Origin of the sequence: Phytoactinopolyspora mesophila (genome assembly GCF_010122465.1) — a bacterium.
GTDB lineage: Bacteria > Actinomycetota > Actinomycetes > Jiangellales > Jiangellaceae > Phytoactinopolyspora > Phytoactinopolyspora mesophila.
On sequence record NZ_WLZY01000002.1, the window covers coordinates 75,076 to 97,929 of the forward strand.

Consider the following 22,854-nt stretch of genomic DNA (forward strand, 5'->3'; position numbering starts at 1 on the left):
CCCCCGCGGCCCCCCCCCGCGCCCCGCCCCCCCCGCCTTGGCCGGGGCCGCGGGGGGTGCGGCACCCGGGCACCGGGTCAGGGGTCGGTGGAGGGGGCGGTGACGAAATCGATGAGTTCCTCGACACGGCCGAGGAAAGACGGCTCGAGGTCGGTGTAGGTTCGCACGGCCGCGAGGATTCGCCGCCAGGCCGCGGGCGGTTCCTCACTCCACTCGAGCGCCTGGATCACACCTTCCTTCCACGGCACCCCCTTCGGGACGGCCGGCCAGGCGTCGATTCCGAGAACCGAGGGCCGGACGGCCTCCCAGACGTCGACATACGGATGCCCGACGATCAGCACGTGCCCGCCGCCGACCTTCGTGGCCTGCTCGGCGATCCGGGTCTCTTTCGTGCCGCTTACCAGGTGGTCGAGCAGCACGCCGAGTCGCCGTCCGGTTCCGGGTTCGAACTCGCGGATGATGTCGGCGAGGTCGTCGGCGCCTCCGAGCTCTTCGACCACTACTCCCTCGACCCGGAGGTCGTCGCCCCAGATCTTCTCGACCAGTTCGGCGTCGTGTTTGCCCTCGACATAGATGCGGCTCTCCCGGGCGGTCCGGGCGCGGTGGTTGTCGACGGCGCGCGATCCGGACGCAGTCCGGGTGGGTTTGGCGGGCGGCGCGGCGGCCGACGGACGCACGAGCGCCACCGGCTTGCCGTCCAGCCAGAACCCCGGGCCCAGCGGAAACGCTCGCCGCTTCCCGTGCCGGTCCTCGAGAGTCACGCCGTACTTGTCGCACTGGACGACGGCGCCGCAGAACCCGGTCTCCACATCCTCCACGACCAGGCCGGGTTCGGCCGCCGTCTCGACGCTGCGCGCACGTTTGGGATGTGGTGAGGCAGACAGAACGTCGCGACCATAACGATCAGGGAAATTCGTCACGACCGAGACGCTACTACGGAGCTCCCCGGGCGGCTCGGAGGCACTCTGCCACGTCCAGCGGCGCGACCTCGGCCGGATCGCGGCTAGAATTGGCACTTGCAAGTTGTGAGTGCCAAACAGCAGTGGCGATTCGGGGAGGTGCGGCGTGCCGATCGATGACCGCAAGCTGGAGGTCCTCCGGGCCATCGTCGAGGACTATGTCGCTACTCAGGAACCTATCGGCTCGAAGGCCTTGGTAGACCGGCATCAGCTGGGTGTCTCTTCAGCGACCGTCCGTAATGACATGGCGACGCTGGAGGAAGAGGGCTACATCACCCAGCCCCACACCAGTGCGGGACGGGTGCCCACCGACAAGGGGTACCGCCTTTTCGTCGACCGGCTATCGACGGTGAAACCGTTGTCCACGGCCGAGCGGCGAGCGATTCGGTCGTTTCTCGACGGCGCGGTAGACCTCGACGACGTCATTTCCCGCACGGTCCGGCTGCTAGCGCAGCTCACTCGCCAGGCGGCGGTCGTTCAGTACCCTTCGCTGACCCGGTCCACGGTGCGGCACGTGGAACTCGTCCAGATCGCTCAAGCGCGGGTCCTGGTCGTACTCATCACCGACACCGGACGGGTCGAACAACGTGTCGTCGAACTGCCGGACGACGTCGACGCGTCGCTGCTCGGTGATCTCCGAGCCCGGCTGAACTCGCTGGCTGCCGGCCACGACTTCACGTCGGTGGCCTCCAAGCTGGGAGAGTTGCCGAATCAGTTCGAACCGGAAGATCGCCCGGTGGTGTCCGGTGTGGCGGTCACGTTGCTCGAATCGCTGGTCGAACGGGGCGACGAGCGCGTCGCCGTGGCCGGCACGGCGAACCTCGCCCGGTACGGCCAGGAGTTCGAGACCGAACTCGAACCACTGCTGTCCGCTCTCGAAGAACAGGTCGTCCTGCTGAAATTGCTTGGTCAGGCCACCAGCTCCTCGCCCGTCACTGTCCGGATCGGTCACGAGAACGCGCCCTCAGGGCTGTTGTCCACGTCGATCGTCACGACGGGTTACGGCCCGGGCGAGCAGGCACTGGGAAGCATGGCCGTGGTCGGCCCCACTCGGATGGACTACCCGGGAACGATCGCGGCGGTCGGTGCTGTTGCACGTTATGTCAGTCAAATACTCGACGCGAATTAGGGATCTTAGGTACAGATGGCGGCGACCACCGACTATTACGAGGTCCTGGGTGTGCCCAGGGATGCCTCCACGGAGGACATCAAGAAGGCCTACCGCCGGCTAGCGCGGAAACTGCACCCGGACATCAACCCCGATCCTGAGGTCCAGGAACGGTTCAAAGAGGTCACCAGCGCCTACGAGGTCCTGGCGGACCCCAAGAAGCGCGAGATGTACGACCTCGGCGGCGATCCGCTGTCGGCGGGTGGCGGCGCCGGTGGTGGCTTCGGCCAGGGCTTCTCGTTCACCGACATCATGGATGCCTTCTTCGGCGGGACCGCCGCGCGGGGCCCGCGTAGCCGGGTCCGCCGCGGCCAGGATGCGCTGGTCCGGCTGCAGGTGGAGCTGGCCGAGGCGGTCTTCGGTGCCACCAAGGAGCTCCAGATCGACACCGCCGTGGTGTGTACGGTGTGCAGCGGCCAGGGCACGGCGTCCGGGGCACAGCTGGTCACCTGTGACACCTGTGGCGGGCAAGGTGAGATCAAGCAGGTCCAGCGTTCCTTCATGGGCCAGGTGATGACCACCCGGCCGTGCCCGCAGTGCCACGGTTTCGGCTCCACCAACCCCAACCCGTGTGTCGAGTGCGGCGGCGACGGCCGGGTTCGCACCCGTCGCTCGCTGACTATCAAGATCCCGGCCGGAGTCGACAGCGGCACCAGGATCCAGCTGGCCGGCCACGGCGAGGTCGGTCCTGGCGGCGGCCCTGCTGGTGACCTTTACGTCGAGATCGCCATCAAACCGCATCCCGTGTTCGCCCGGGACGGCGACGATCTCCATTGCACTCTCCAGCTGCCGATGACGGCAGCCGCGCTGGGAACCAGCGTGGAGCTGGAGACGCTGGACGGCAAGGAGATCATCGAAGTCCGTCCCGGTGCTCAACACGGCGAGCGCATCCGGCTCGCCGCGCGGGGCGTGCCGAAGCTGCGCGGCACCGGCCGTGGCGATCTCTTCGTCCACGTCGAGGTGCAGACTCCCACGAAGCTCGATGCTCGCCAGGAAGAACTGCTGCGGGAACTGTCCAAGCTGCGCGGCGAGGAGTATGTGGCCGGCCCGGGCCGCGTCGCCAGCCAGGGCAACCTGTTCAGCCGGATCCGGGACGCGTTCAAGGACGGCCTGAACTGAGTGTCCCGGTGTTCCACACCGATCCGGTGACCTTGCGTGCCTCTGACGCGGTTGTGCTGGCCGGTGACGAGGGCCGGCACGCCGCCGTCGTGCGGCGAATCCGGCCGGGCGAGCGGGTGGATCTCACCGACGGCGCCGGGCACCTGGCCCGGTGTGTTGTTGTCGGCGCCGACCGCAACGGCCTTACCTGCGATGTCCAGGATCGTGTTGACGTGGCCGAGCCCGCCCCGCGCCTCGTCGTGCTTCAGGCGCTGCCCAAGGGCGAGCGCGGCGAGACCGCCGTGGAGACGATGACCGAGGTAGGAGTGGACGAGATCGTGCCGTGGTCGGCCAGCCGTTGCATGGTGCGGTGGAAGGGTGAGCGCGGCGAGAAAGCGCTGCGTAAATGGAGGTCCACGGCGCGTGAGGCGGCCAAGCAGTCCCGGCGGGCATGGTTTCCGAAAGTAGCGGACCCGGCGGCCACGCCCGCCGCCGCGGATCGGCTCGCGACGGCGACCCGTGGCTTGGTGTTGCATGAGGAAGCAGAGACCGCCCTCGGTGACGTCGAGTTGCCCGCCCACGGTGAGATCGTGATGGTCGTAGGGCCGGAGGGCGGAGTTGCTCCGGAAGAACTAGAAGCGTTCCGCGCCGTCGGTGCCGAGCCGGTGCGGCTCGGGCCGACAGTGCTGCGTACCTCCACGGCCGGCACGGTGGCAGCCGGGATCATCCTCTCTCGCACCGCCCGCTGGAACCCGTGACCGCGAACACGTAGCGGGCTCCGGCGAATGGAATCCCTCCTCGCCCAGCAGACTCGGTCCGAGAGAGGCTGCGCCATCGGCGTCCCTCGCTGATGCCCACCACACCATGGAGAGATTCCATTCGCCGGAGCCCGCGTTGATCATGGGCGAAAGCAGGGTAGATGGGTGCTGAAGGGTGCTTTAGTCCATGATCAACGCGGCAAGGGGGGCGTTGGTCATGGGGTGGGGTCGGTGACGGTGAAGGCCTTCGTGTCGAAGAACGGGTCGCGTCCCTCGCCGTCCGACGGATCGGTTTCCATGACCGTGATCTCGTAATCGCCCGGCTCCAGTTCGCCGAGATCGATACTGAACTCGGAGAAGGTGAAGGCCTCACCCGTGGTCGCGTGGCCGGAATCGATGACGTCACCGTCTCGTTCCAGCTCCCAGAGCACGGTCGCCTCGAACACCGCGGCGACGCCGGTGACCTCCACCGGGCTGCTGACCTCGGCCTCGTATCCGGGGCTGTCGATCTGCACGAAGTAGCGGATGTCGGTTTCGTCGGCCCTGCCCACTGGCTCGGTGAGGTCGAGTTCGCCGAACAGATCGGCCGGCGGCTCGCCGTCGACGAGGATCTGCACCGGCAAGGTGCCGTCGGCGCCGAGGGTGGAAGCGGCCGTGGCGGTTGCGGTGAAGACCAGTTGCTGGACGGCGACGTCGGCTAGCGCTGGATCGGCCGCGAGCTCCACGGGAGACCGTAGATCGATCTCGATGACGCCGTCGGTCACCTGCGCGGACACGACGTCGACGGGCTCCCACAAGCTCTCGTAGCGAGGGTCGAGCGACGGACCGTTCAAGGCTTGGTGCACGGCGGCGCCGAGCGGGTCCGCGGTGCGGACCCGTTGCCATTCACGGGTGATGCGGTCTTCGACGGTGTAGTACACCGGCAGCGCGATCCGTTGCTCGGCGTCGCCATCCTCTTCTGGGCGAGGTGTGTCGTCGCCGGGTGCGGTGGGCTGGGCGTCGCCGTTCTCCTCGCCTGGCTCGGTGGGTTGCTCGTCGGGCTCGCCCGTGGGGTCGCCCGGACCGGGCGTCGTCTCCGGTGTTGCTGGAGGCGAGCTCTCCGTGGCGGTGGGGGAATCCAGCGGCATGACCGCAGGCTCGTCCTCGCTGGTCCCGAGGACATTGACGGCGACGACGATGGCGGCCGCGGCGGTGGCCACGCCGGCGGCGACGCCAAGGAGCGCGGGCTGGCGCCACCAGGATCGCTGCGCTGTGCGGCGTTTGATCTGTGCCAAGCCGTCGGGGCCAGGGGTGATGTTGTCAGCCGCCGAGTTCAGCGCCGCGCTGAGGCGTTGCTCTTCAGGGGTCCATTGTTCGTTCATTGGCCGTCTACCTCCTTCCGGTTCGTGGTCATGACCAGGACTCGAGTAGCGGGCGCAGTGCAGCTATGCCGCGGGAGGCATGGCTCTTGACGGCGCCGTTGCTGATTTTCATGGCCGCGGCGATCTCCGATTCCGACAAGCCGCCGTAGTAGCGCAGGACCAGAGCCTCGCGTTGGCGGGGTGGCAACGCTCGAAGTGCTTCGACCACGGCCTCGCCGGCGGCCCCGGCCATGGCCGACTGCTCAGCGCTCTGTGCGTCGGGCTGGGGACCGGGTTGGTTCCGTTCGGCCACCTGCCGGCGTCGCTGTACGGACCGGGTCCCGTGGACGACGGACGTGCGCAGGTAAGCCACCGCCTTGCTGGGGTCATGTAACTTGCGCCATCGCCGATGCAGAGCGACGAAGGCGTCCTGCACGATCTCCTCGGCCATCGACTCATCGCGGAGCAGCAATGCTGCCAACCGGACCAGCCGCGCGTAGTGGGCCGTATAGAGGTCGGTGATCGCCGTATCCGCGTCCGGAGTGGCCTCGGTATGACGTTCGCTTTCTTCCACCACATACTCCTACCGACGCTTCAGGCTGGGATTGGGTTTACACGGTAGGTGTATCCGGCGGCCGGGGACACATGATCGTCGCGATCGTGATCATACTTTGGTGATCGTTGTCCGTTTGGCGTCGCGCCTCGATGACATGGATGCGCCAACGATCACCAATTCACAGCAATAAGCCGCCAACGGTCACCGGGATCGGGGCCCGTGATGGTCAGCGAACCTGTTCGCCGGTCACGAGGTCCGGGTGCTCGGCGACGAAGGCGTCCATCTCGTCACTCGCGAGGGCGGACCACAGCTGGTCGGCTCGATCGGGATCGTAAATGACGATGCTCTGCTGGCCGGCTCGCCCGGTGCCGTTCGTCGGCACCGTGAGGAACGTGATGTCGGGGCTGCGCAGGTCTCGCATCGACCAGCCGAGCCGGGCGAGATCTACCGCGGAGAGCTCATCGTCGACCCGGACGGTCTCGCCTACGGCGTCGGCGATACCGGTCATCCGGCCGAAACTGGTGAAACTGCCGGATGCGACCAATTCGTTCATCAGCGATCGCAGGAAATGCTGCTGCCGTTTCACCCTGTCGAAGTCGCCTTCCGGCAGGCGCTTGCGCACGCCGACGTAGTTCAGTGCCTGTTCGCCGTCGAGCACGTGCTGGCCCGGCGGGAGCTCGGATCCGTCGTTGAGAATCGCGGGCTCCGCGACGCTGACCGTCACTCCGTCAACGGCGTCGGTCAGCCCGCGGAAGCCTTCCCAGTCGATCAAAGCGAGGTGGTCCATCCGGATGCCGGTGAGCTGTTCCAGTGTCTGTACGAACAAAGACGGGCCACCGAAGGAGTACGCGGCGTTGATCTTGTTGTCGCCGTGCCCGGGGATGTCGATGTACGTGTCGCGCGGGATCGAGACGACGTAGCCGCGGTCGCGACCCTCCGGGAAGTGGGCCACCATGATGGTGTCCGTGCGTGCCGCTCCGGGCTGGTAGACGTCCACGACCTCCGCTCCGTCGAGGCCTCCGAGCAAGAAGGTGAGGCTGCCGTCGCGGAGGTCCGCCGGACGTGATTCCTCAGGGATGTCGAACGCGCCCGGGATGCGCTCGATGTTCCCGCCGCCCAGGTACCGATTGACCGCCCACCAGCTGCCGCCCGCCACCGCGGCGACGAGGCCGAACAACACACCCAGGCTGGTGAGCAGGACAATCCGATTCCGTCGCCGACGACGCTTGGTATTCACGGCATCGGCGTCGTCGCTGCCGTCGGCCGGCGGCATCAGGTCGTCGGACAGAGTCGTCATGACAGCAGAGGGTACGTCCCTTCTCGCCCGATGTGATGGGTCTAAAGTCCCGAAATGACGTTTTCTTTCTGAAGTCGAGCAGACCGGCCTGAAGCCGAGCTGAACGGCTCGAAGTCGAGCGGGCCGGGCTGCGGGCCCGCTCGGCGCGCCCTACGATGCAAGAGTGAGTAACGACGACTGTCTTTTCTGCAAGATCGTTGCCCGTGAGATCCCCTCCACGGTGGTCCGGGAATCCGAGCGCACGCTGTCTTTCCGGGACGTCTCGCCCTTGGCGCCCACGCACGTATTGGTGATTCCCAAGGAGCACCATCGCGACGCCGCCGCGCTGGTCGCGGCTGATCCAATGGCTATGGCCGAGGTGCTCAGCGAGGCGTCCGCGGTGGCCGAGCAGGAAGGCTTGGAGGCGTTTCGGCTCATCTTCAACACCGGTAGCGAAGCGGGCCAGTCGATCTTTCATGCACACGGCCATGTCCTCGGCGGACGTCCCTTGAGCTGGCCACCGGGCTGATCTGTCGCGCGTCAGGTGAATGTTGCGTGCCCGTCGTCCAGCCGTGGCGGGCGATGTTCGCTCAGCGCACAACCTGGCGACCGGCGAAATTCACTCCGGATTGTCGGGCTACGCGGGTACGATGGGCAAATCGTCAACCGATGATGTCCGGATTCACCGCCGGACGTTCAGCCGAGACCGGAGGGTAGTGTGAGCAGGCCCGGACAGGGCCGACCCATGACCGAGGTAGAGAGGGTTCCACAGGGGGCCCAGCACACGATCGTCGTCCCGTCGAGCATTCAGATGGTGAGCCTGCTCGGTTCCGGGGACGAGCTCATCCGCGTAGTCGAAGCCTCCTTTCCTGACGTCGACATCCTGGTGCGTGGTAACGAGATCACGCTCACCGGTGCGTCGAACGAGATAGCTGAGGCCGAACGCACCATCGACGAGATGGTCGCCGTGCTGAGAACCGGGCAGGGCCTGAACGCCGAGGCAGTCGAGCGGACCGTGGCCATGCTGCGGGCCCGGACCGCCGAACGTCCGGTCGAGGTTCTCACTGCCAACATCCTTTCCAATCGTGGGCGCACGATCCGTGCCAAGACGCTGAACCAGAAGCGCTACGTCGACGCCATAGACAAGCACACGGTCGTGTTCGGTATCGGCCCCGCCGGTACCGGAAAGACGTACTTGGCGGTGGCCAAAGCGGTCCAGGCCTTACAGGCCAAGCAGGTCAATCGCATCCTGCTGACCCGGCCGGCCGTTGAGGCCGGTGAGCGGCTGGGGTTCCTCCCGGGCACGTTGAGCGAGAAGATCGATCCGTACCTGCGTCCGTTGTACGACGCACTTCACGACATGATGGACCCAGCGTCCATCCCGCGGCTGATGACCGAAGGAACGATCGAGGTAGCACCGCTGGCATACATGCGCGGGCGCACACTCAACGACGCCTTCGTGATTCTCGACGAAGCGCAGAACACCTCGCCGGAGCAGATGAAGATGTTCCTCACCCGGCTCGGCTTCGGATCGAAGATGGTCGTGACCGGTGACGTCACTCAGGTCGACCTCCCTTCTGGGACCGCCAGTGGACTCCGTGTGGTCGAGGGCATTCTGGGTGGCATCGAAGATGTCCATTTCTGCCGCCTGAACAGCCACGACGTGGTACGGCACCGATTGGTGAGCCAGATTGTCGACGCCTACGCGAAGTTCGACGCCGACCCAGGTGACGGCCGGACTCCTACCCACTCGAATGTCCGCGGCCGTGACCGCCAGCGTTCGCCGGGGAGACGTCAGTGACCATCGAGGTCAACAACGAGACCAACGTCCAGATCGACATCAAGGCTTTGTCTGATCTGTCACGGTTCGTGCTGGATCAAATGCGCATCCATCCTGAGGCGCAGCTGGCGATCCTGCTGGTCGAGCCGGGGCCCATGGAGCAGCTGCACCTGCAGTGGATGGACGAGCCCGGCCCGACGGATGTCCTGTCGTTCCCGATGGACGAGCTCCGCCCGCCGGTCGAGGGCGCCGAGCTCGCCAACGGCCTGCTGGGCGATGTGGTCCTGTGCCCGGAGGTCGCCGCGGCTCAGGCTCGCGGGGCGGGGCACAGCATGGAAGACGAACTCCATTTGCTGACTACCCACGGCATCCTTCACCTGCTTGGATACGACCATGCCGAACCCGATGAAGAGAAGGAGATGTTCGGCCTGCAGAATAAGCTCCTTCAAGACTGGCGAACGGCGCGAGTGAAGGGCTGAGCGTGACCACTGGAACAGGCGCTGCGAGGTGTGGTCGGCGGTGAATGGTTCAGCTTGGTTGCTGGTTGCGGCAGCCATACTGGTCCTGGTGGCAGGGCTGTTCGCGATGGCCGATGCGGCGGCCACCGCCTTCTCCCGGGCTCGGGCGGAGGCGCTGGCCAAAGCGGGCCGTCGTGGGGCGGCCTCGATGCGAAAGCTGATCGCTGACCCCGCGCCCCCGCTGAACACCGCGCTGATGCTGCGTATTACCGCCGAGATCACCGCGGTGGCGCTGGTCACGCTGGTTTGCTTGAGCTATTTCGATGCCCGATGGCAAGGGGTTCTGGTTGCCGCCGGCGGCATGATGGTGGTGTCATTCGTCGCGATCGGGGTCGCGCCGCGCACACTTGGCCGCCAGCACGCCGAGAGCGTGGCGCTGCTGATGTCCGGGCCGTTGCTGAGCCTGACCAGGATTCTCGGCCCGTTACCCAAGCTGCTGATCATGATCGGCAACGCGCTGACGCCTGGTAAGGGGTTCCGCGAGGGACCCTTCGCCACGGAGGCGGAGTTGCGCGAGATGGTTGATCTCGCCGAGGCCGGCCAGATCATCGAGTCCGGCGAGCGGGAGATGATCCACTCGATCTTCGAGCTGGGCGACACTCTGGTGCGCGAAGTGATGGTGCCGCGCACCGACGTCGTTTTCATCGAATCGGACAAAACTCTGCGCCAGTTCCAGTCTCTGGCGTTGCGCAGCGGCTTCAGCCGGATTCCCGTCGTCGGCCCCGGAGGGCTGGACGACGTCACCGGCATCGTCTATCTCAAGGACGTGGCCCGAAGGATGCACGACGACCGTGCCGCGGAGTCGGCGGAACGAGTCGATTCGGTGGCCCGGCAGGCGTTGTTCGTGCCCGACTCCAAGCCGGTCGACGATCTCTTGCGGGAACTCCAAGCGCAGCGCACGCATGTCGCGATCGTCGTGGATGAGTACGGCGGCACGGCGGGCCTGGTGACCATCGAGGACATCATCGAAGAGATCGTCGGTGAGATCGCCGACGAATACGACACCACCGAAGAGCCGGTCCAGATGCTCGACGACGGCACGGTGCGGGTCAGCTCCCGGCTCCAGATCGGCGAGCTCGGCCAGCTGTTCGGCCTGGAACTCGACGACGACGACGTCGACACTGTCGGTGGTCTGCTCGCCAAACATCTCGGCCGGGTGCCCATCTCTGGTGCACATGTGCAGGTGGGCGAGCTGCATCTGGAAGCCGAAGACACGACCGGTCGCCGGAACCGGATCAGCACCGTCAAGGTCAGCCACGCTCCCGCGTCTGACGTGTAGCCCAGGTGAGTGCTGGGCTGACGCTGACGAGGTTCCGGCCCCGGGGGCAACGTGTTCGATGCCAGGCCGGTCACGTACGAGGTCCGCGTCGGCGCCGAAGCCGGCTCGGGTGGGGCCACGGGGCCCGGTCCGCTGGGCGGCAATCAGAGAGGACGATGATTCATGAGTGCAGATCAAGGCGGGATCGACGCCGAGGACGCCAAACTCGTGACGCTGGCGCGCAGTGCACGGGCCCGTAATCGGGCGGAGGAAGGCGCCGCCCTGCGTGACCGTGACGGCCGCACCTACGCCGCGTCGTCGGTGTCGTTGCCCTCGTTGTCTCTGTCGGCCTTGCAGGCCGTCGTCGTCGTGGCCGCATCCAGTGGAGCCCACGGACTGGAAGCGGCGGCGGTGGTCACGTCTGCCGGAGCTGATGAGATCGACGTGACACCCGTTGCCGAGCTCGGTGGTGGCGGCGCACAGGTGCACGTAGCGGGATTGGACGGAACTCCGAACGCCAGGCGCACCGCGTAGGGGCGCGACGATGAACGGTGATCATCAGGGGTTATGGTGGTGACCGCGCGACAACAACCTGCCGGCGATGACTGAATGCCGGAATCGACCAGGTTCGTGGCGCGAGCCGTTCATTCATGAAACGCTGAGTATGCGTTTGATCAGCGGTCGGCGAGGGCACTGTTCAGGAAGACCGCCGTGCGTTAACGTGCGGCCGGGGTCCCCTTGTGCGAGCAGGCGTGAACGCGAGGGCAACCGGACTTGGACTGGAGATTGAGTGATGAACTTCTGTGGCAACTGCGGTGCGCGGAATGCGGGCACCGCGTTCTGCACCAACTGTGGCCAGCCGATGGCTACGGCAGCGCAGCAACCCGCCGTGCCGGGAGGCGGGAGCGCGGCGGTATCCCCGCCTCCCGATCAAGCCGTCGCCCCGGATGTGTCCGCGCCTGTTCAGCGGCCCGCTGATGCTGCCGCGCCGTCCTCCACCCGCACGGCGAACCCATTCGCGGCCATCTCTATCGGCGACTATGTGCGGGACGGGCTCGCGCTGCTTCTGTTGCTGATCCCGCTGGGCATGGCCTGGGACTTCCAGGACAACGCCACCGGCAAGGTCTACGTCATCCTCGTGACGCTGCTCTCCATCCTGTCCCTGTCCCTGCCCTACTTGAAGGCGGCCTCGGTGTTGCCGCCTCACCTGGCGCCGGCGCAATTGCGTTTGGTCCGGCTCGCGGCGAATGCTCCGTATCTGATCGTTGTCTTGGTGACGCTGGTTCTCGGCTATCTGGGTGATACCGCTGAGGGGCAGTTCGACCTCGGCGACGGTGTCGGGATCGGTCTTGTGATCGGTCTGGCCGGTGCGCTGCTTGCGGCCCAGGGCCGGCAATCAGAACAAGGCTCGGACGGCGATGGTCCGATCTGGCGCATATCCGCGCTCGGCATGGCCGGACTTGCCGCGATCATGAGTGTGATCGCCGCCATCATCTTCCTGATCGACCTGGCCGAGCTGTTCGAGTGGAGCCAGATCGTCGTCCTTCTGCTTGTGCTCGCCTTCTACGTCGTGGTGCCGTTGATCCCGGTGCTCGGCATGTACCGGGGCGAGTTTGCGTGGCGCGATGTCGCCATCGTGATCGGTGCCGTTGGGCTCCTGACAAGCTTCTGGGCCCTGAATGCCGACCAGACCATGGGGGATGTGTGGTCGCTGCGCCTGCCGATCGACACACAGCTGAACGGTCCGCAGATCCTGTTCTGGCCGGCTATCGGTGTCGCCGCGGCCGCCGTCGGTGTGCTGCGGGTTGTGCAGCCGGTGGCAGGGGCCGCCCGCTGGATAGGTCTTGCCCGGCGAGTGATCGAGATGGGGGGACTGTTCGCGGTCTTCTCCGTGATCATCTTGGTTTTCCAGCTCTTCGAACAAGAAGACGCTCGCGGTGTGTTGATCGCGATCCTGGTGATCTCGCTCATCGTCGTCGCCGCGGCTCTTGTCGGTCGTAACGCGCTCATCACCGATGCGCGGTCGGGCCGTTCGGTCGCCGTCGGCGTGGCCGGGGTATTCTTCATCGCCGGCATCGTGATCGCGTCGGTGCTCGGTGCCTCGGACAACACGATCATCGACCTGAGCTCGGCGGCATTCATCAGTGCGTTGTTCATCTTCGCGGCGGTCATCGCCGCCGCACTGACGGCACCGCCTTCCGTCCGGTCCGAGCTGGGCCAGTTCACCATCGGTCAGGCCGGTCCTCGCGAGAGGGCATCTCAGCAGGGAGCGGCTCCGGCCGCGCAGGTGAGCGCAGCTGACTCGCGCGGCGCGGGCGGCGGCTCGGCGCAGGAAGCGGGGGCGAAGTCCGGCAGCATGGCTCCCGCGGCCGGTGCGACCACGGCCGCGGCGGGCACCGAGGCCGCTCCGGCGGTCGCTGAAAGCCAGCAGCCTGAGGTGAAGGAATCCGAGGCGCGCAAGCCTGAGATTCAGGAACCTGAAGAGTCGTTCGAGGCCGAAGAGCCCGGTGTAAGCCAGCCGGCCGACAAGAACTCGGGCGCCGACGACGAACCGGCCACACGCGTCATGCCGGTCACGGACATCCAGTCGCAGGGGCAGGTCGACCCGGCAGCAGCCGAGGAGCCGACCCAGATTTCGGTCACCGACGAGGCGGCCACCCGTGTGGAGCCCGAGCCGGCTACCGCGTCGGGATACACGGCCGCGATGGCCGCGGACCCGAACACGCCGCTGCAGACGTTGGCCGACATCGCAGCGAAGGAGCCTTCGCTGCGTCCGCACATCGCGAGCAACCCGGCGACATACCCCGAGTTGCTGGACTGGCTCGGCCAGCTCGGCGACCCAGCCGTGGACGACGCCCTGCGGCGCCGCTAGGGCGGTAGATGCCCGGAATTGGTGGGGCGGCGAGATCCGGCACCAGGATCCGCCGCCCCTTCTTTCGTGCCCTCGATGATCATGTTTGGTGGGTTTTCTCGTGCGTTGACAGGCCTGCAGGCATGGTGCCGCACGAGAAAACCCACCAAACATGATCATCTAGGCCGGGGGCGCCGGGTGGGGGTGGACGGATGACGGCTGTGCCATCCGGGCGGCTGGATGAACCAGCCGCCTGCAGGTGAGACACTTTCGGGGTGACTCTTCTCGACGACGACGCCACCGGCAGCCAGGAATACCGCTCCGGGTTCGTGTGTGTTGTGGGCCGGCCGAACGCCGGCAAATCCACCTTGACCAACGCGCTTGTCGGCGAGAAGGTGGCCATCACGTCGAGCCGCCCGCAGACGACGCGCCACGCCATCCGCGGGATCGTCCATCGTTCGGACGGCCAGCTCGTCTTGGTCGACACACCAGGGCTGCACCGGCCACGCACCTTGCTCGGCCAGCGGCTCAACGATCTGGTGCGGGCGACGTGGGCCGAGGTCGACGTCGTCGGCCTGTGTATCCCCGCCGACGAGAAGATCGGCCCAGGGGACCGCTTCATCGCCGCTGAGATAGCCGAGATTCCCAAGACGCCGAAGGTGGCCATCGTCACCAAGACGGACCTGGTCAATGACAATCAGCTGGCGGAACAACTCATGGCGGTGGCCGAACTCGGCGTCGAGCAAGGTATCGAATGGGCCGAGATAGTTCCCGTCGCCGCGGCAACCGGTCAGCAACTCGATCTGCTGACCGGCCTATTGCTGGCCAAGATGCCTCCCGGGCCGCCGCTCTACCCTGAAGGCGAGCTGACGGACGAACCAGAGGAAACTCTCGTGGCCGAGCTCGTCCGGGAGGCTGCCCTCGAAGGCGTCCGGGACGAACTACCGCACTCGATCGCGGTGGTCGTCGAGGAGATGATCCCGCGCGAAGACCGCCCAGAGGACCGGCCACTGCTCGACGTGCACGTGAACATCTTCGTCGAACGTGACAGCCAGAAGTCGATCGTGATCGGGCGCAAGGGAGCGCGGTTGCGTGAGGTCGGCACCAAGGCCCGCCAGCAGATCGAGCGGCTGCTCGGCACGCCGATCTTTCTCGACCTGCACGTCAAGGTGTCCAAAGATTGGCAACGCGACCCGAAGAAGCTTGGCCGCCTCGGGTTCTAGCGCTCGAGCGTCGCCGGGCGGGCCTTCGGGTCCTTGCGGAGGAACCGTCTGCCGACATCACGCAACGCGGCGGTCCGTAGTAGCCGAGTCGCGTGGGATACGGTCTCGGAACTCGCCGCGGCCAGCGAACCGGCCTCGAAAGGCGGTTGCGGGTCGTACTCCATGAGCAGCTGGATAGCTTCTGCCATGGGTGTGCCGCCAAGCTCAGCCGCCAGCCCCAGCGCCATATCGATGCCTGCCGAGACACCTGCGGCGGTGATCACCCTGCCGCTACGGACCACCCGCTCCGGCACGTAGGTCGCGCCGTAGTGGGTGAGCCGGTCACGAGCCGCCCAGTGCGTCGTGGCTGGTTGCCCGTCCAGAAGTCCTGCTGCACCGAGCAGCAACGCTCCGGTGCACACCGAAACGCTCCATTCGGTTGTGGCGTGTGCGCCGCGCACCCAGTCGATGAGCTCGGCGTCCTTGGCCGCCGCGATTGACGCCGACAGCCCGCCGGGGACGAGAAAAATGTCCGGAGCCGGTACCTCGGCGATGCCTGCCTCCGCGTGGACGAGCAGCGCGCCGGTGTCGGTGCGGACCGGGCCAGGTTTGCTGGCCACGAAGGTCACGCGCGTTTTGGGCAACCGGGACAAGACCTCGTAGGGGCCCACGGCGTCGAGGGCGGTGAACCCCGGATAGATCAGGAAGGCGATGTGCGTCATTTCGAGTGACTCCTACGAGTAAAGACGATTGACATGTCGGACAGCGAGGCGATGGCCCGCCGGTCTCAGGGCGCAGCGTCGTCAGATATAGCGGGTGTGGGGGAAGCCGCTGGGCGGAAACGACGCCTGTATTCGGCCGGGGCGGCGCCCAAGGCGTCGACGAATGCTCGCCGCATGGTTTCGGTGCTCCCGAACCCGCATGCCGCGGCGATGTGTTCGACAGAGCTGTCGGACTCTTCGAGATGTCTCCGCGCGGCTTCCAGCCGTACTTGCTGAACGTACTGGCCGGGCGGTACGCCGACCTGCTGCTGGAAACTGCGCGCGAAGTGCCGTGGGCTGCTATGAGCGCGCGCCGCGAGAGCGGGCACACTCAGGTCGGCGCCCAGGTTGTCACTGATCCAGTGCTGGACTTCCCGGATGGGTTCGCGATCCGCGAGCTGAGCGGACATCTGGACGCTGAACTGTGCCTGATTGCCGGGGCGGCGCAGGAACATCACCAGCCACCGGGCGACGGTCAACGCGGCCGCGCGCCCGAGATCCTCCTCGACCAGGGCCAGCGCCAGGTCGATACCGGAGCACACCCCGGCGGAGGTGTATCGGTTGCCGTCTCGGACGTAGATCGGGGCGGCGTCCACGTCGATCTGGGGGTAGCGGCGGCTGAGCCGCTCGCACTGTGACCAGTGCGTCGTCGCTCGTCGGCCGTTGAGCAGGCCTGCTTCAGCCAGCAAGAACGCGCCCGTGCAGACCGAGGCCACCCGGCGGACACCCGGTGCGCGCTCTCGCAGCCAACCGGTGACGTCGGAGCGGAGCATGACCTCGTCGGTGTCTCCGCCCGGGACGATCAACGTGTCCACGTGGACGGGAACTGTGGCCAGGGAACAGTCTGGGAGCACTGAGAGGCCGGCGCGGGTACGAAATGGTCGACCATCCGGGCTGGCCACCATGACCTGATAGCCGGGATCGTCCCGCCCAGTCCGCTCCACTAGCTCGTGCGCACCAGCGAACGTATCCATCGGCCCGGTCAGGTCGAGACCTTGTACACCGGGAAAGCCGGCCAGCACGATCAGTCGAGGAGCCACAACCACCACTATCGAGCCGGATCTCCGTGACCGCAACGACGAATAACCCACAGAATCTGCCATCAACAACGGCACGACCAGCCCACCTGAGCCGGCGATGAGTACCCGCGCCCGCGCCGATACGGTGGGATGAATGGAACAGTTGACGGCCACGGAAACGGCGCGGTGGCTCGCCGGAGCCGAACGGATCACGGTCCTCACCGGCGCCGGCATTTCCACTGAGTCCGGGGTGCCGGACTTCCGCGGCCCGCAGGGTGTGTGGACGAAGGACCCGTCCGCGGAGGCGCTGTTCACCATCGGCAACTACCTGGCCGACCGCGACGTCCGACGACGCTCCTGGCAGGCCCGCCTCAATCACCCGGCCTGGAAGGCGAAACCGAACGCCGGACATCACGCGATCGCCGACCTGCACCGATCCGGGCGATTGCGCGGTCTCGTGACGCAGAACATCGACGGACTGCACCAGCTGGCCGGAGTCCCGCACGAGGACGTCATCGAGATTCACGGCACCATGCACTGGGTCACGTGCCTGAGCTGTGACCTACGCACGCCGATGCCGCAGGTGCTGGCCCGGGTCGAGGAAGGCGATGACGATCCACGGTGTCTCGGATGCGGCGGAATCCGGAAGTCGGCGACGGTCTTCTTCGGCGAGATGCTCGACCACGCCGTGCTCCGGGCGGCCGTCGAGGTCAGCACCGACTGTGACGTGTTCATCGCCGTCGGCACGTCGCTCTCGGTCCATCCGGCGGCCGGGCTGTGCGATCACGCGCGCGCGGCGGGTGCTCAGCTGGTCGTGGTGAACGCCGAGCCGACGCCGTACGACGCGCTGGCGACGATGGTCATCCGGGAGCCGATCAGCGAAGTGCTCCCGTGTCTCGCCGCTGCCGTGTGCTAGCCGCCGCGGGCGTCGTCGGGCGGCCGGCGTCGTCGTCGTGGGAGCTTGTGTTGTGCTCGGTCGAGTCCGGATGCGCGGGCCCGGGTCGCGCCGCCCGCGGTAGTTGGCGTACAGTCTGTGTCCATGCGGCGCTTTGGCCTCCTGCTTAGCTGCCGCGGTGAGGTTCGGTAGACCGGCTCCCTCGCCGCGGTGAGTTCGCGCTGCCGGTTGTGCCTGTGCCGACCGCATCTTCAGGAGCTTCTTTCCGATGAAATCCGCTAGTAATTCTGTGGCATGGCCGCCTGTCCAACAGTCGTCCCGGATGCCTGCGCATCGATATCGTCCGTTCCACGAACAGATCCCCGTCGAGCTGCCCGATCGGACCTGGCCGGCGCAGCGCATCGAGGTAGCACCCGACTGGTGCGCCGTCGACCTCCGAGACGGCAACCAGGCGCTGATCGACCCGATGAACGCAGAGCGCAAGCGGCGTATGTTCGATCTGCTTGTGCGGATGGGTTACAAGCAGATCGAGGTCGGCTTCCCAGCGGCCAGCCAGACCGACTTCGATTTCGTCCGCGAGCTGATCGAGGGCGACCTGATCCCGGACGACGTCGTCATCCAGGTGCTCTCACAATGCCGGGATGCGCTGATCGAGCGCACCTTCGAGTCGCTGCGTGGCGCCAAACAGGCGATCGTGCATATCTACAACTCCACGTCCATCCTGCAGCGGCGCGTCGTCTTCGGCCTCGACCGGGACGGCATCACCGACATCGCTACCAACGGCGCGCGCACCGCGCTGAAGTACGCCGAAGCGATCACGCCGGATACGGAGATCTACTGGCAGTACTCGCCGGAGTCCTACACCGGTACGGAGCTGGAGTACGCGGCCGAGATCTGCGGTGCGGTGGCTGACGTACTAGAGCCGACACCGGACCGGAAGATGATCGTCAACCTGCCGGCGACGGTCGAGATGGCTACACCCAACGTTTATGCCGACTCCATCGAGTGGATGCACCGGAACCTGCCGCACCGGGAGTCGATGATCTTGTCGCTGCATCCGCATAATGACCGCGGCACCGGAGTGGCCGCGACCGAGCTAGGGCTGATGGCAGGTGGTGAACGGGTCGAGGGGTGCCTGTTCGGCAATGGCGAGCGCACCGGCAACGTCTGTCTGGTCACATTGGGCATGAACCTGTTCACCCAGGGCATCGACCCGAAGATCGACTTCAGCGACATCGACGAGATCCGCCGCACGGTCGAGCACTGCAACCAGCTACCCGTGCCGGAGCGTCACCCGTGGGGCGGGGACCTCGTGTACACCGCGTTCTCGGGCAGCCACCAGGACGCGATCAACAAGGGTTTCGACGCGCTGGCGCGCGACGCCAAGGCGGCGGGCACGGCCGTGGACGACTACGAGTGGGCCGTGCCCTATCTGCCGGTGGACCCGAAGGACGTCGGCCGGTCCTATGAGGCCGTCATCCGGGTCAACTCGCAATCCGGCAAGGGCGGTATCGCTTACGTGATGAAGGCGGAGCATCAGCTCGAGCTGCCGCGCCGGTTGCAGATCGAGTTCTCCAGCGTTGTCCAGGCGTTCACCGACGGTGAGGGCGGCGAGGTGGACCCGGGCCGCATGGGCGAGATCTTCGCCGCCGAGTACCTGGACCGGGCCGCGCCGTTGGCGCTGAACTCGGTGCACACGTCCTCGGCGGCGGGGGAGCGGGACGTGCTCCAGGTGGGTGTCTACGTGGACGGCCAGCGCCGGACCCTCGAAGGCACCGGCGACGGCCCGATCGATGCGTTCGTGAACGCGCTGAGCACCATCGGGTACGACGTGCGGGTCCTCGACTACGCCGAACATGCGATGAGCTCCGGCGCCGACGCCCGTGCGGCCGCATACGTGGAGTGCTCGGTGGCCGGTGAAGTGTTGTGGGGCGTGGGAATCGACCCGAACATCGTCACGGCTTCGCTCAAGGCCATCGTCAGCGCCGCCAACCGCTCGACCGGCTGAACTCGGTCGTCGTCACCCGATTCCCCCCACCGACCACTCAATCCCCGTTGATCATGGGCACCTGACACCTATTCGACGCCCAATAGGCGTCACCTGCCCATGATCAACGGGAAGTCTCAGGCGGCTTCCGGGCGGGCGTTCAGGGCGGCCATACGGGCGGCGTAGTGGTGGCGAATCCGCGCGATGGTTCTCGCTGGGTGCCGGAAGACGTCGTCGGCGGTCAGAGTGATGACGATCCACCCGGCGTGGCGCATATTCTCGTCGCGCGAACGATCGCGCCGCCATTGGTGCTTGTCGGTGCGGTGGTGGTCGCCGTCGTATTCGATGGCGATTTTGAGGTCCAGGTAGGCGAGATCTGGCCGGGCGAGCCACCCGCCCGCGTCGTCGAGAACGTCGACGCCGACTTCCGGGCAGGGTAGGCCGCCGCGGACCAGCATGAGCCGGACTCGGGTTTCCATCGGTGAGTCGACGCCCGGCCGGATCAGCTTGATCGCTTGGCGCGCGATGACGATGCCGCGCCGACGCCGCATGGCGGCAGCTTTGGCGGTCAGACGATCCGGCGTGGACCAGTGGCGCAGCGTCGCGTCACCGAGGATGACGAGACTGTCGAGGTTGAGCGCCGGCGCGACGTCGAAGAAGGTCCGTTCCGGATGGACGACGCGCAGGCCGTTCACATCGCACACGTCGTCCTGTAAGAGGCCGGTGTGCCCGTCGACGTCGTACATGTTGGGCACAACGACGCCCGGTGGGACCATGGCGTCGACCTTGCCGTCGAAGTCGGGTACCGGGAGATCGCACAGCTGCGCCGCGGTCTCGTGGCTGAAGGCCGCCTCGCTGGAGATGACCAAACTGAGAGCCTGGCATTTGACCTCCAACGTGTCGGGGAGCGTGCACGGAATCCGGACACCCAAGTACGGGCGGCGGAACTGCGGGCCGGACAGGTATGTGCGCGTCAGGCCTGCTCGCAGGGCTTCGTCGACCCGGAACGGTCGAGAATTGAACGGTTCAGGGATGGTGTGAAGACGAGGCATGGCGCGATCTTGCCGCGTATTTCCGCGACACGCGAATCGATATCCACAGGTTATCCACAACCCCCACTTCCCCTTCCCCTCGTTGATCATGGGCAGGTGGCACCTGTTCGGCTTCGAATAGGTGCCACCTGCCCATGATCAACGGGGTAGGGGGTGGGGGCGGTCGCTGCAAGGGGGTGGGGGCGGTCGCTGCAAGGGGGAGGGCGGTAGGGCCCGGACCCGGGGGTGCAGGCACCCGGTCATATTCGGTGGCCGGCACCCTGGTGCCGGCGCCATTCCGCGCGGTGTGATGTACTCCGTGACCTCGACCGACGGGCGAATCAGTGTGCTGCTGGCGGACGACAACGCGATCGTCCGGGCAGGAGTGGGTGCGCTGCTCGCGCTGGCCGGCGACGTAGAGGTCGTCGCTACGGCCGAGGACTACGACGGTGTGGTCGCGCAGGCGGTCGAACATCGCCCGCAGGTCGTGGTCACGGACATCCGGATGCCGCCCCGTTTCGCCGACGAAGGGATCGAGGCGGCCAAGGAGGTGCGAAAGCGTCTACCGGGGACCGGCGTCGTCGTGCTGTCTCAGTACAGCGACCCCGAGTACGCAGTCGCCCTGCTCGCGCAGGGGGCGGCCGGGTACGCGTACCTGCTCAAGGAGCGAGTCGCGGATGGAGACCGGCTGGCGCGGGCGGTCCGGGAAGTGGCCGCGGGGGGTTCGATGCTGGATCCGGAGATCGTCTCGGCTCTTGTGGTGCCCGCTCGGGGCGGTGCCGGATTGTCCGACGAGGAAGAACGACTGCTGGGGATGGTGGCGGAGGGCCGCGCCGTCAAGGCGATCGCCGCCAGCCTGGACACCACCCCGGCGGCCGTCGACCACGCGGTCGAAGAGTTGTTCCTGCACCTTGCCCGCGACGCCAGCGCCGGACGTAGCGACGCGCTGGCCCGCCTGCGAAAACTGCACACCGCCATCCTCGACCGGGAAGAACAGGGCGAGACGCTCAGCCGGCTGCTGCCATCCAGGCTGGCCGACAAGCTCCGAGACGATCCCGCTGCGATCGGGCGAACGGACCGGCTGACCGTCACGGTCTTGATGTCCGACGTGCGTGGCTACTCGGGTATAGCCGAGCGGACCGACCCATCGGTGCTGGCCCGACAACTAAATATGCACCGCAAAGCGATGAATTCTGCCATTCTTATGCAAGAGGGGACAGTCATGCAGTATGTGGGGGACGCCGTGATGGCTGTGTTCGGCGCACCGTTCCCGCAGGCAGACCACGCTGAGCGGGCGCTAGCTGCCGCCATCGACATGCATCGCCGGCAAGCCGACGTCGATCTTCATTGGACTACGGAAGGGCTCGAGCCGTTCGGGATGGGCATCGGCCTGTCAACCGGCGAGGTCGCCGCCGCGCTGCTCGGGAGCGACGAGCGCCTCGAGTACACGCTGGTCGGGGATACGGTGAACCTCGCGCAGCGGCTGCAGGATTTGGCTCGCCCCGCCGGAACGACGGTCGCCAGCGAGGCCACGATGGCCCTCGCCCCGACCTGGACGTTCGAACAGCTCGATCCTGTGTATGTCAAAGGTCGCGACACGCCGGTGTCGGCGTGCCGCGTCGTCGATTCACTGGAGAGCCTTGAGGGCTCCGCGCCCTAGGAGAGGGGCACGAGATGACCGCGTTGAAGGCACGCGGCGTCCGCCGCACGTTCGAGGCTGACCTTGCGCCGGTGCGCGCGCTGCGCGGCGTCGACTTGGGCGTCGCCAAGGGTGAGTTCGTCGCGCTGATGGGACCGTCAGGCTGCGGCAAGTCCACCTTGTTGAACATCTTTGCCGGGCTGGACCAGGCCGATGAGGGGGACGTCATTGTCGACGACCTCCGCGTAGACGGCCAAGACGAGAACTGGCTCGCGAAGTTCCGTCGCCACCACGTCGGTATCGTCTTCCAGTTCTTCAACTTGCTCGAGGGTGTGTCGACGCTGGACAACATCGTGTTGCCCGCGATTTTGGGCGGCCTGCGCCGTAAGGCGGCCGAGACCCGCGCGCGTGACCTGCTCGACCTCCTTGGCCTGGGGGACCGCACCGATCAGGTTCCCGCCGTCCTGTCCGGTGGGCAGCGCCAGCGGCTGGCCATCGCGCGGGCGCTGGTCAATGAGCCGGCCGTGCTGCTAGCCGACGAGCCGACGGGAGCGCTCGACTCCGAGGGCGGTGTCGAAATCCTGGAACTCTTCCGCCGCTTACACGGCGACGGGCAGACCATCTTGATGGTCACCCACTCCGCCGACGTGGCGGCCGGAGCCTCGCGCATTGTCCAGATGCGCGACGGCCGGATCGTCGACGGCGACGGCACGGCCCCATCGGCGACGGCCGACGCGCAGTCCAGGCCAGGCTGACGC

The 22,854-nt window shown here is 66.7% G+C and carries 21 protein-coding genes; 14 read left to right on the forward strand and 7 right to left on the reverse strand.

The window, feature by feature from the left end:
- Positions 1–77: 77 nt before the first annotated feature.
- On the reverse strand, positions 78–920 hold the full coding sequence (locus F7O44_RS06590) for a DUF3097 domain-containing protein (protein ID WP_425501360.1): 843 nt from the start codon (positions 918–920) through the stop codon (positions 78–80).
- A 145-nt stretch (positions 921–1,065) separates the two neighbouring features.
- Between F7O44_RS06590 and hrcA the strand changes: the two genes are divergently transcribed.
- From hrcA to F7O44_RS06605, 3 genes are read left to right on the forward strand one after another with little or no spacing between them, the layout of a single operon-like run.
- Positions 1,066–2,088, forward strand: coding sequence for a heat-inducible transcriptional repressor HrcA (hrcA, locus tag F7O44_RS06595; RefSeq protein ID WP_222851134.1), 1,023 nt, complete (start codon positions 1,066–1,068; stop codon positions 2,086–2,088).
- A 15-nt stretch (positions 2,089–2,103) separates the two neighbouring features.
- Positions 2,104–3,246, forward strand: coding sequence for a molecular chaperone DnaJ (gene dnaJ / locus F7O44_RS06600; RefSeq protein ID WP_162449451.1), 1,143 nt, complete (start codon positions 2,104–2,106; stop codon positions 3,244–3,246).
- Positions 3,247–3,254: 8 nt separating this feature from the next.
- Entirely contained in the window at positions 3,255–3,983 is a 729-nt protein-coding gene (locus F7O44_RS06605) for a 16S rRNA (uracil(1498)-N(3))-methyltransferase (RefSeq protein ID WP_222851135.1), read from the forward strand.
- Between the two features lie 215 nt (positions 3,984–4,198).
- Here F7O44_RS06605 and F7O44_RS06610 read toward each other — a convergent pair whose 3' ends face one another.
- The 3 genes from F7O44_RS06610 to F7O44_RS06620 all read right to left on the reverse strand — a co-directional run bounded on the left by F7O44_RS06610 (position 4,199) and on the right by F7O44_RS06620 (position 7,176).
- Positions 4,199–5,344 (reverse strand): Gmad2 immunoglobulin-like domain-containing protein, encoded by a 1,146-nt coding sequence (locus tag F7O44_RS06610; protein ID WP_162449452.1) that lies wholly within the window; start codon positions 5,342–5,344, stop codon positions 4,199–4,201.
- Between the two features lie 28 nt (positions 5,345–5,372).
- Positions 5,373–5,897, reverse strand: coding sequence for a SigE family RNA polymerase sigma factor (locus F7O44_RS06615; RefSeq protein WP_222851136.1), 525 nt, complete (start codon positions 5,895–5,897; stop codon positions 5,373–5,375).
- Between the two features lie 208 nt (positions 5,898–6,105).
- Positions 6,106–7,176 carry an LCP family protein gene (locus F7O44_RS06620; protein WP_162449454.1) on the reverse strand — a complete coding sequence of 357 codons (1,071 nt, stop codon included), beginning with the start codon at positions 7,174–7,176 and terminating at the stop codon, positions 6,106–6,108.
- 163 nt (positions 7,177–7,339) lie between these two features.
- Here F7O44_RS06620 and F7O44_RS06625 point away from each other — a divergent pair, with 163 nt between their 5' ends.
- From F7O44_RS06625 to era, 7 genes are all read left to right on the forward strand, one after another.
- On the forward strand, positions 7,340–7,684 hold the full coding sequence (locus F7O44_RS06625; RefSeq protein ID WP_162449455.1) for an HIT domain-containing protein: 345 nt from the start codon (positions 7,340–7,342) through the stop codon (positions 7,682–7,684).
- Positions 7,685–7,900: 216 nt separating this feature from the next.
- Entirely contained in the window at positions 7,901–8,956 is a 1,056-nt protein-coding gene (locus tag F7O44_RS06630; protein WP_162449456.1) for a PhoH family protein, read from the forward strand.
- The gene (ybeY, locus tag F7O44_RS06635; RefSeq protein ID WP_162449457.1) at positions 8,953–9,414 is read left to right on the forward strand and encodes an rRNA maturation RNase YbeY; all 462 of its coding nucleotides are present in this window, start codon (positions 8,953–8,955) and stop codon (positions 9,412–9,414) included. The genes F7O44_RS06630 and ybeY overlap by 4 nt, the downstream gene beginning before the upstream one ends.
- Before the next feature lie 40 nt (positions 9,415–9,454).
- Positions 9,455–10,732, forward strand: coding sequence for a hemolysin family protein (locus tag F7O44_RS06640; RefSeq protein ID WP_222851137.1), 1,278 nt, complete (start codon positions 9,455–9,457; stop codon positions 10,730–10,732).
- A gap of 162 nt (positions 10,733–10,894) precedes the next feature.
- Positions 10,895–11,245, forward strand: a complete 351-nt coding sequence (locus tag F7O44_RS06645) for a cytidine deaminase (RefSeq protein ID WP_162449458.1) — start codon at positions 10,895–10,897, stop codon at positions 11,243–11,245.
- Between the two features lie 328 nt (positions 11,246–11,573).
- Positions 11,574–13,583 carry a DUF7937 domain-containing protein gene (locus tag F7O44_RS06650; protein ID WP_222851138.1) on the forward strand — a complete coding sequence of 670 codons (2,010 nt, stop codon included), beginning with the start codon at positions 11,574–11,576 and terminating at the stop codon, positions 13,581–13,583.
- A gap of 254 nt (positions 13,584–13,837) precedes the next feature.
- Positions 13,838–14,785, forward strand: coding sequence for a GTPase Era (gene era, locus F7O44_RS06655; protein WP_162449460.1), 948 nt, complete (start codon positions 13,838–13,840; stop codon positions 14,783–14,785).
- Here the strand turns inward: era and F7O44_RS06660 are convergent.
- Positions 14,782–15,486, reverse strand: a complete 705-nt coding sequence (locus F7O44_RS06660; RefSeq protein WP_162449461.1) for a DJ-1/PfpI family protein — start codon at positions 15,484–15,486, stop codon at positions 14,782–14,784. The genes era and F7O44_RS06660 overlap by 4 nt on opposite strands.
- A gap of 65 nt (positions 15,487–15,551) precedes the next feature.
- Complete coding sequence (locus F7O44_RS06665; RefSeq protein ID WP_222851139.1) at positions 15,552–16,565, reverse strand: GlxA family transcriptional regulator; 1,014 nt, start codon at positions 16,563–16,565, stop codon at positions 15,552–15,554.
- A gap of 133 nt (positions 16,566–16,698) precedes the next feature.
- On the opposite strand from F7O44_RS06665, the gene F7O44_RS06670 reads away from it, so the two are divergent.
- A complete protein-coding gene (locus F7O44_RS06670; RefSeq protein ID WP_162449462.1) occupies positions 16,699–17,460 on the forward strand; it encodes an SIR2 family NAD-dependent protein deacylase in 762 nt (253 codons plus the stop codon).
- Positions 17,461–17,707: 247 nt separating this feature from the next.
- Positions 17,708–19,447: a 2-isopropylmalate synthase gene (gene leuA, locus F7O44_RS06675; RefSeq protein ID WP_343073839.1), complete on the forward strand. Its 1,740-nt coding sequence runs from the start codon at positions 17,708–17,710 to the stop codon at positions 19,445–19,447.
- Positions 19,448–19,563: 116 nt separating this feature from the next.
- Here leuA and F7O44_RS06680 read toward each other — a convergent pair whose 3' ends face one another.
- Complete coding sequence (locus F7O44_RS06680) at positions 19,564–20,478, reverse strand: endonuclease domain-containing protein (RefSeq protein WP_162449464.1); 915 nt, start codon at positions 20,476–20,478, stop codon at positions 19,564–19,566.
- Between the two features lie 298 nt (positions 20,479–20,776).
- Here F7O44_RS06680 and F7O44_RS06685 point away from each other — a divergent pair, with 298 nt between their 5' ends.
- Together F7O44_RS06685 and F7O44_RS06690 are read left to right on the forward strand one after the other, a co-directional pair.
- A complete protein-coding gene (locus tag F7O44_RS06685) occupies positions 20,777–22,117 on the forward strand; it encodes an adenylate/guanylate cyclase domain-containing protein (protein ID WP_222851140.1) in 1,341 nt (446 codons plus the stop codon).
- A gap of 14 nt (positions 22,118–22,131) precedes the next feature.
- A complete protein-coding gene (locus tag F7O44_RS06690; RefSeq protein WP_162449466.1) occupies positions 22,132–22,851 on the forward strand; it encodes an ABC transporter ATP-binding protein in 720 nt (239 codons plus the stop codon).
- The last annotated feature ends 3 nt before the right edge of the window (positions 22,852–22,854 follow it).

Excerpts from the sequence above, each read along its gene's own strand:
- F7O44_RS06645 (WP_162449458.1), top strand. The coding sequence starts at position 10,895 with ATGAGTGCAGATCAAGGCGGGATCGACGCCGAGGACGCCAAACTCGTG.
- F7O44_RS06690 (WP_162449466.1), top strand. The coding sequence starts at position 22,132 with ATGACCGCGTTGAAGGCACGCGGCGTCCGCCGCACGTTCGAGGCTGAC.
- F7O44_RS06620 (WP_162449454.1), bottom strand. The coding sequence starts at position 7,176 with ATGACGACTCTGTCCGACGACCTGATGCCGCCGGCCGACGGCAGCGAC.
- F7O44_RS06650 (WP_222851138.1), top strand. The coding sequence starts at position 11,574 with ATGGCTACGGCAGCGCAGCAACCCGCCGTGCCGGGAGGCGGGAGCGCG.
- F7O44_RS06660 (WP_162449461.1), bottom strand. The coding sequence starts at position 15,486 with ATGACGCACATCGCCTTCCTGATCTATCCGGGGTTCACCGCCCTCGAC.
- dnaJ (WP_162449451.1), top strand. The coding sequence starts at position 2,104 with ATGGCGGCGACCACCGACTATTACGAGGTCCTGGGTGTGCCCAGGGAT.
- leuA (WP_343073839.1), top strand. The coding sequence starts at position 17,708 with ATGAAATCCGCTAGTAATTCTGTGGCATGGCCGCCTGTCCAACAGTCG.
- F7O44_RS06680 (WP_162449464.1), bottom strand. The coding sequence starts at position 20,478 with ATGCCTCGTCTTCACACCATCCCTGAACCGTTCAATTCTCGACCGTTC.
- F7O44_RS06630 (WP_162449456.1), top strand. The coding sequence starts at position 7,901 with ATGACCGAGGTAGAGAGGGTTCCACAGGGGGCCCAGCACACGATCGTC.
- F7O44_RS06610 (WP_162449452.1), bottom strand. The coding sequence starts at position 5,344 with ATGAACGAACAATGGACCCCTGAAGAGCAACGCCTCAGCGCGGCGCTG.
- F7O44_RS06670 (WP_162449462.1), top strand. The coding sequence starts at position 16,699 with ATGGAACAGTTGACGGCCACGGAAACGGCGCGGTGGCTCGCCGGAGCC.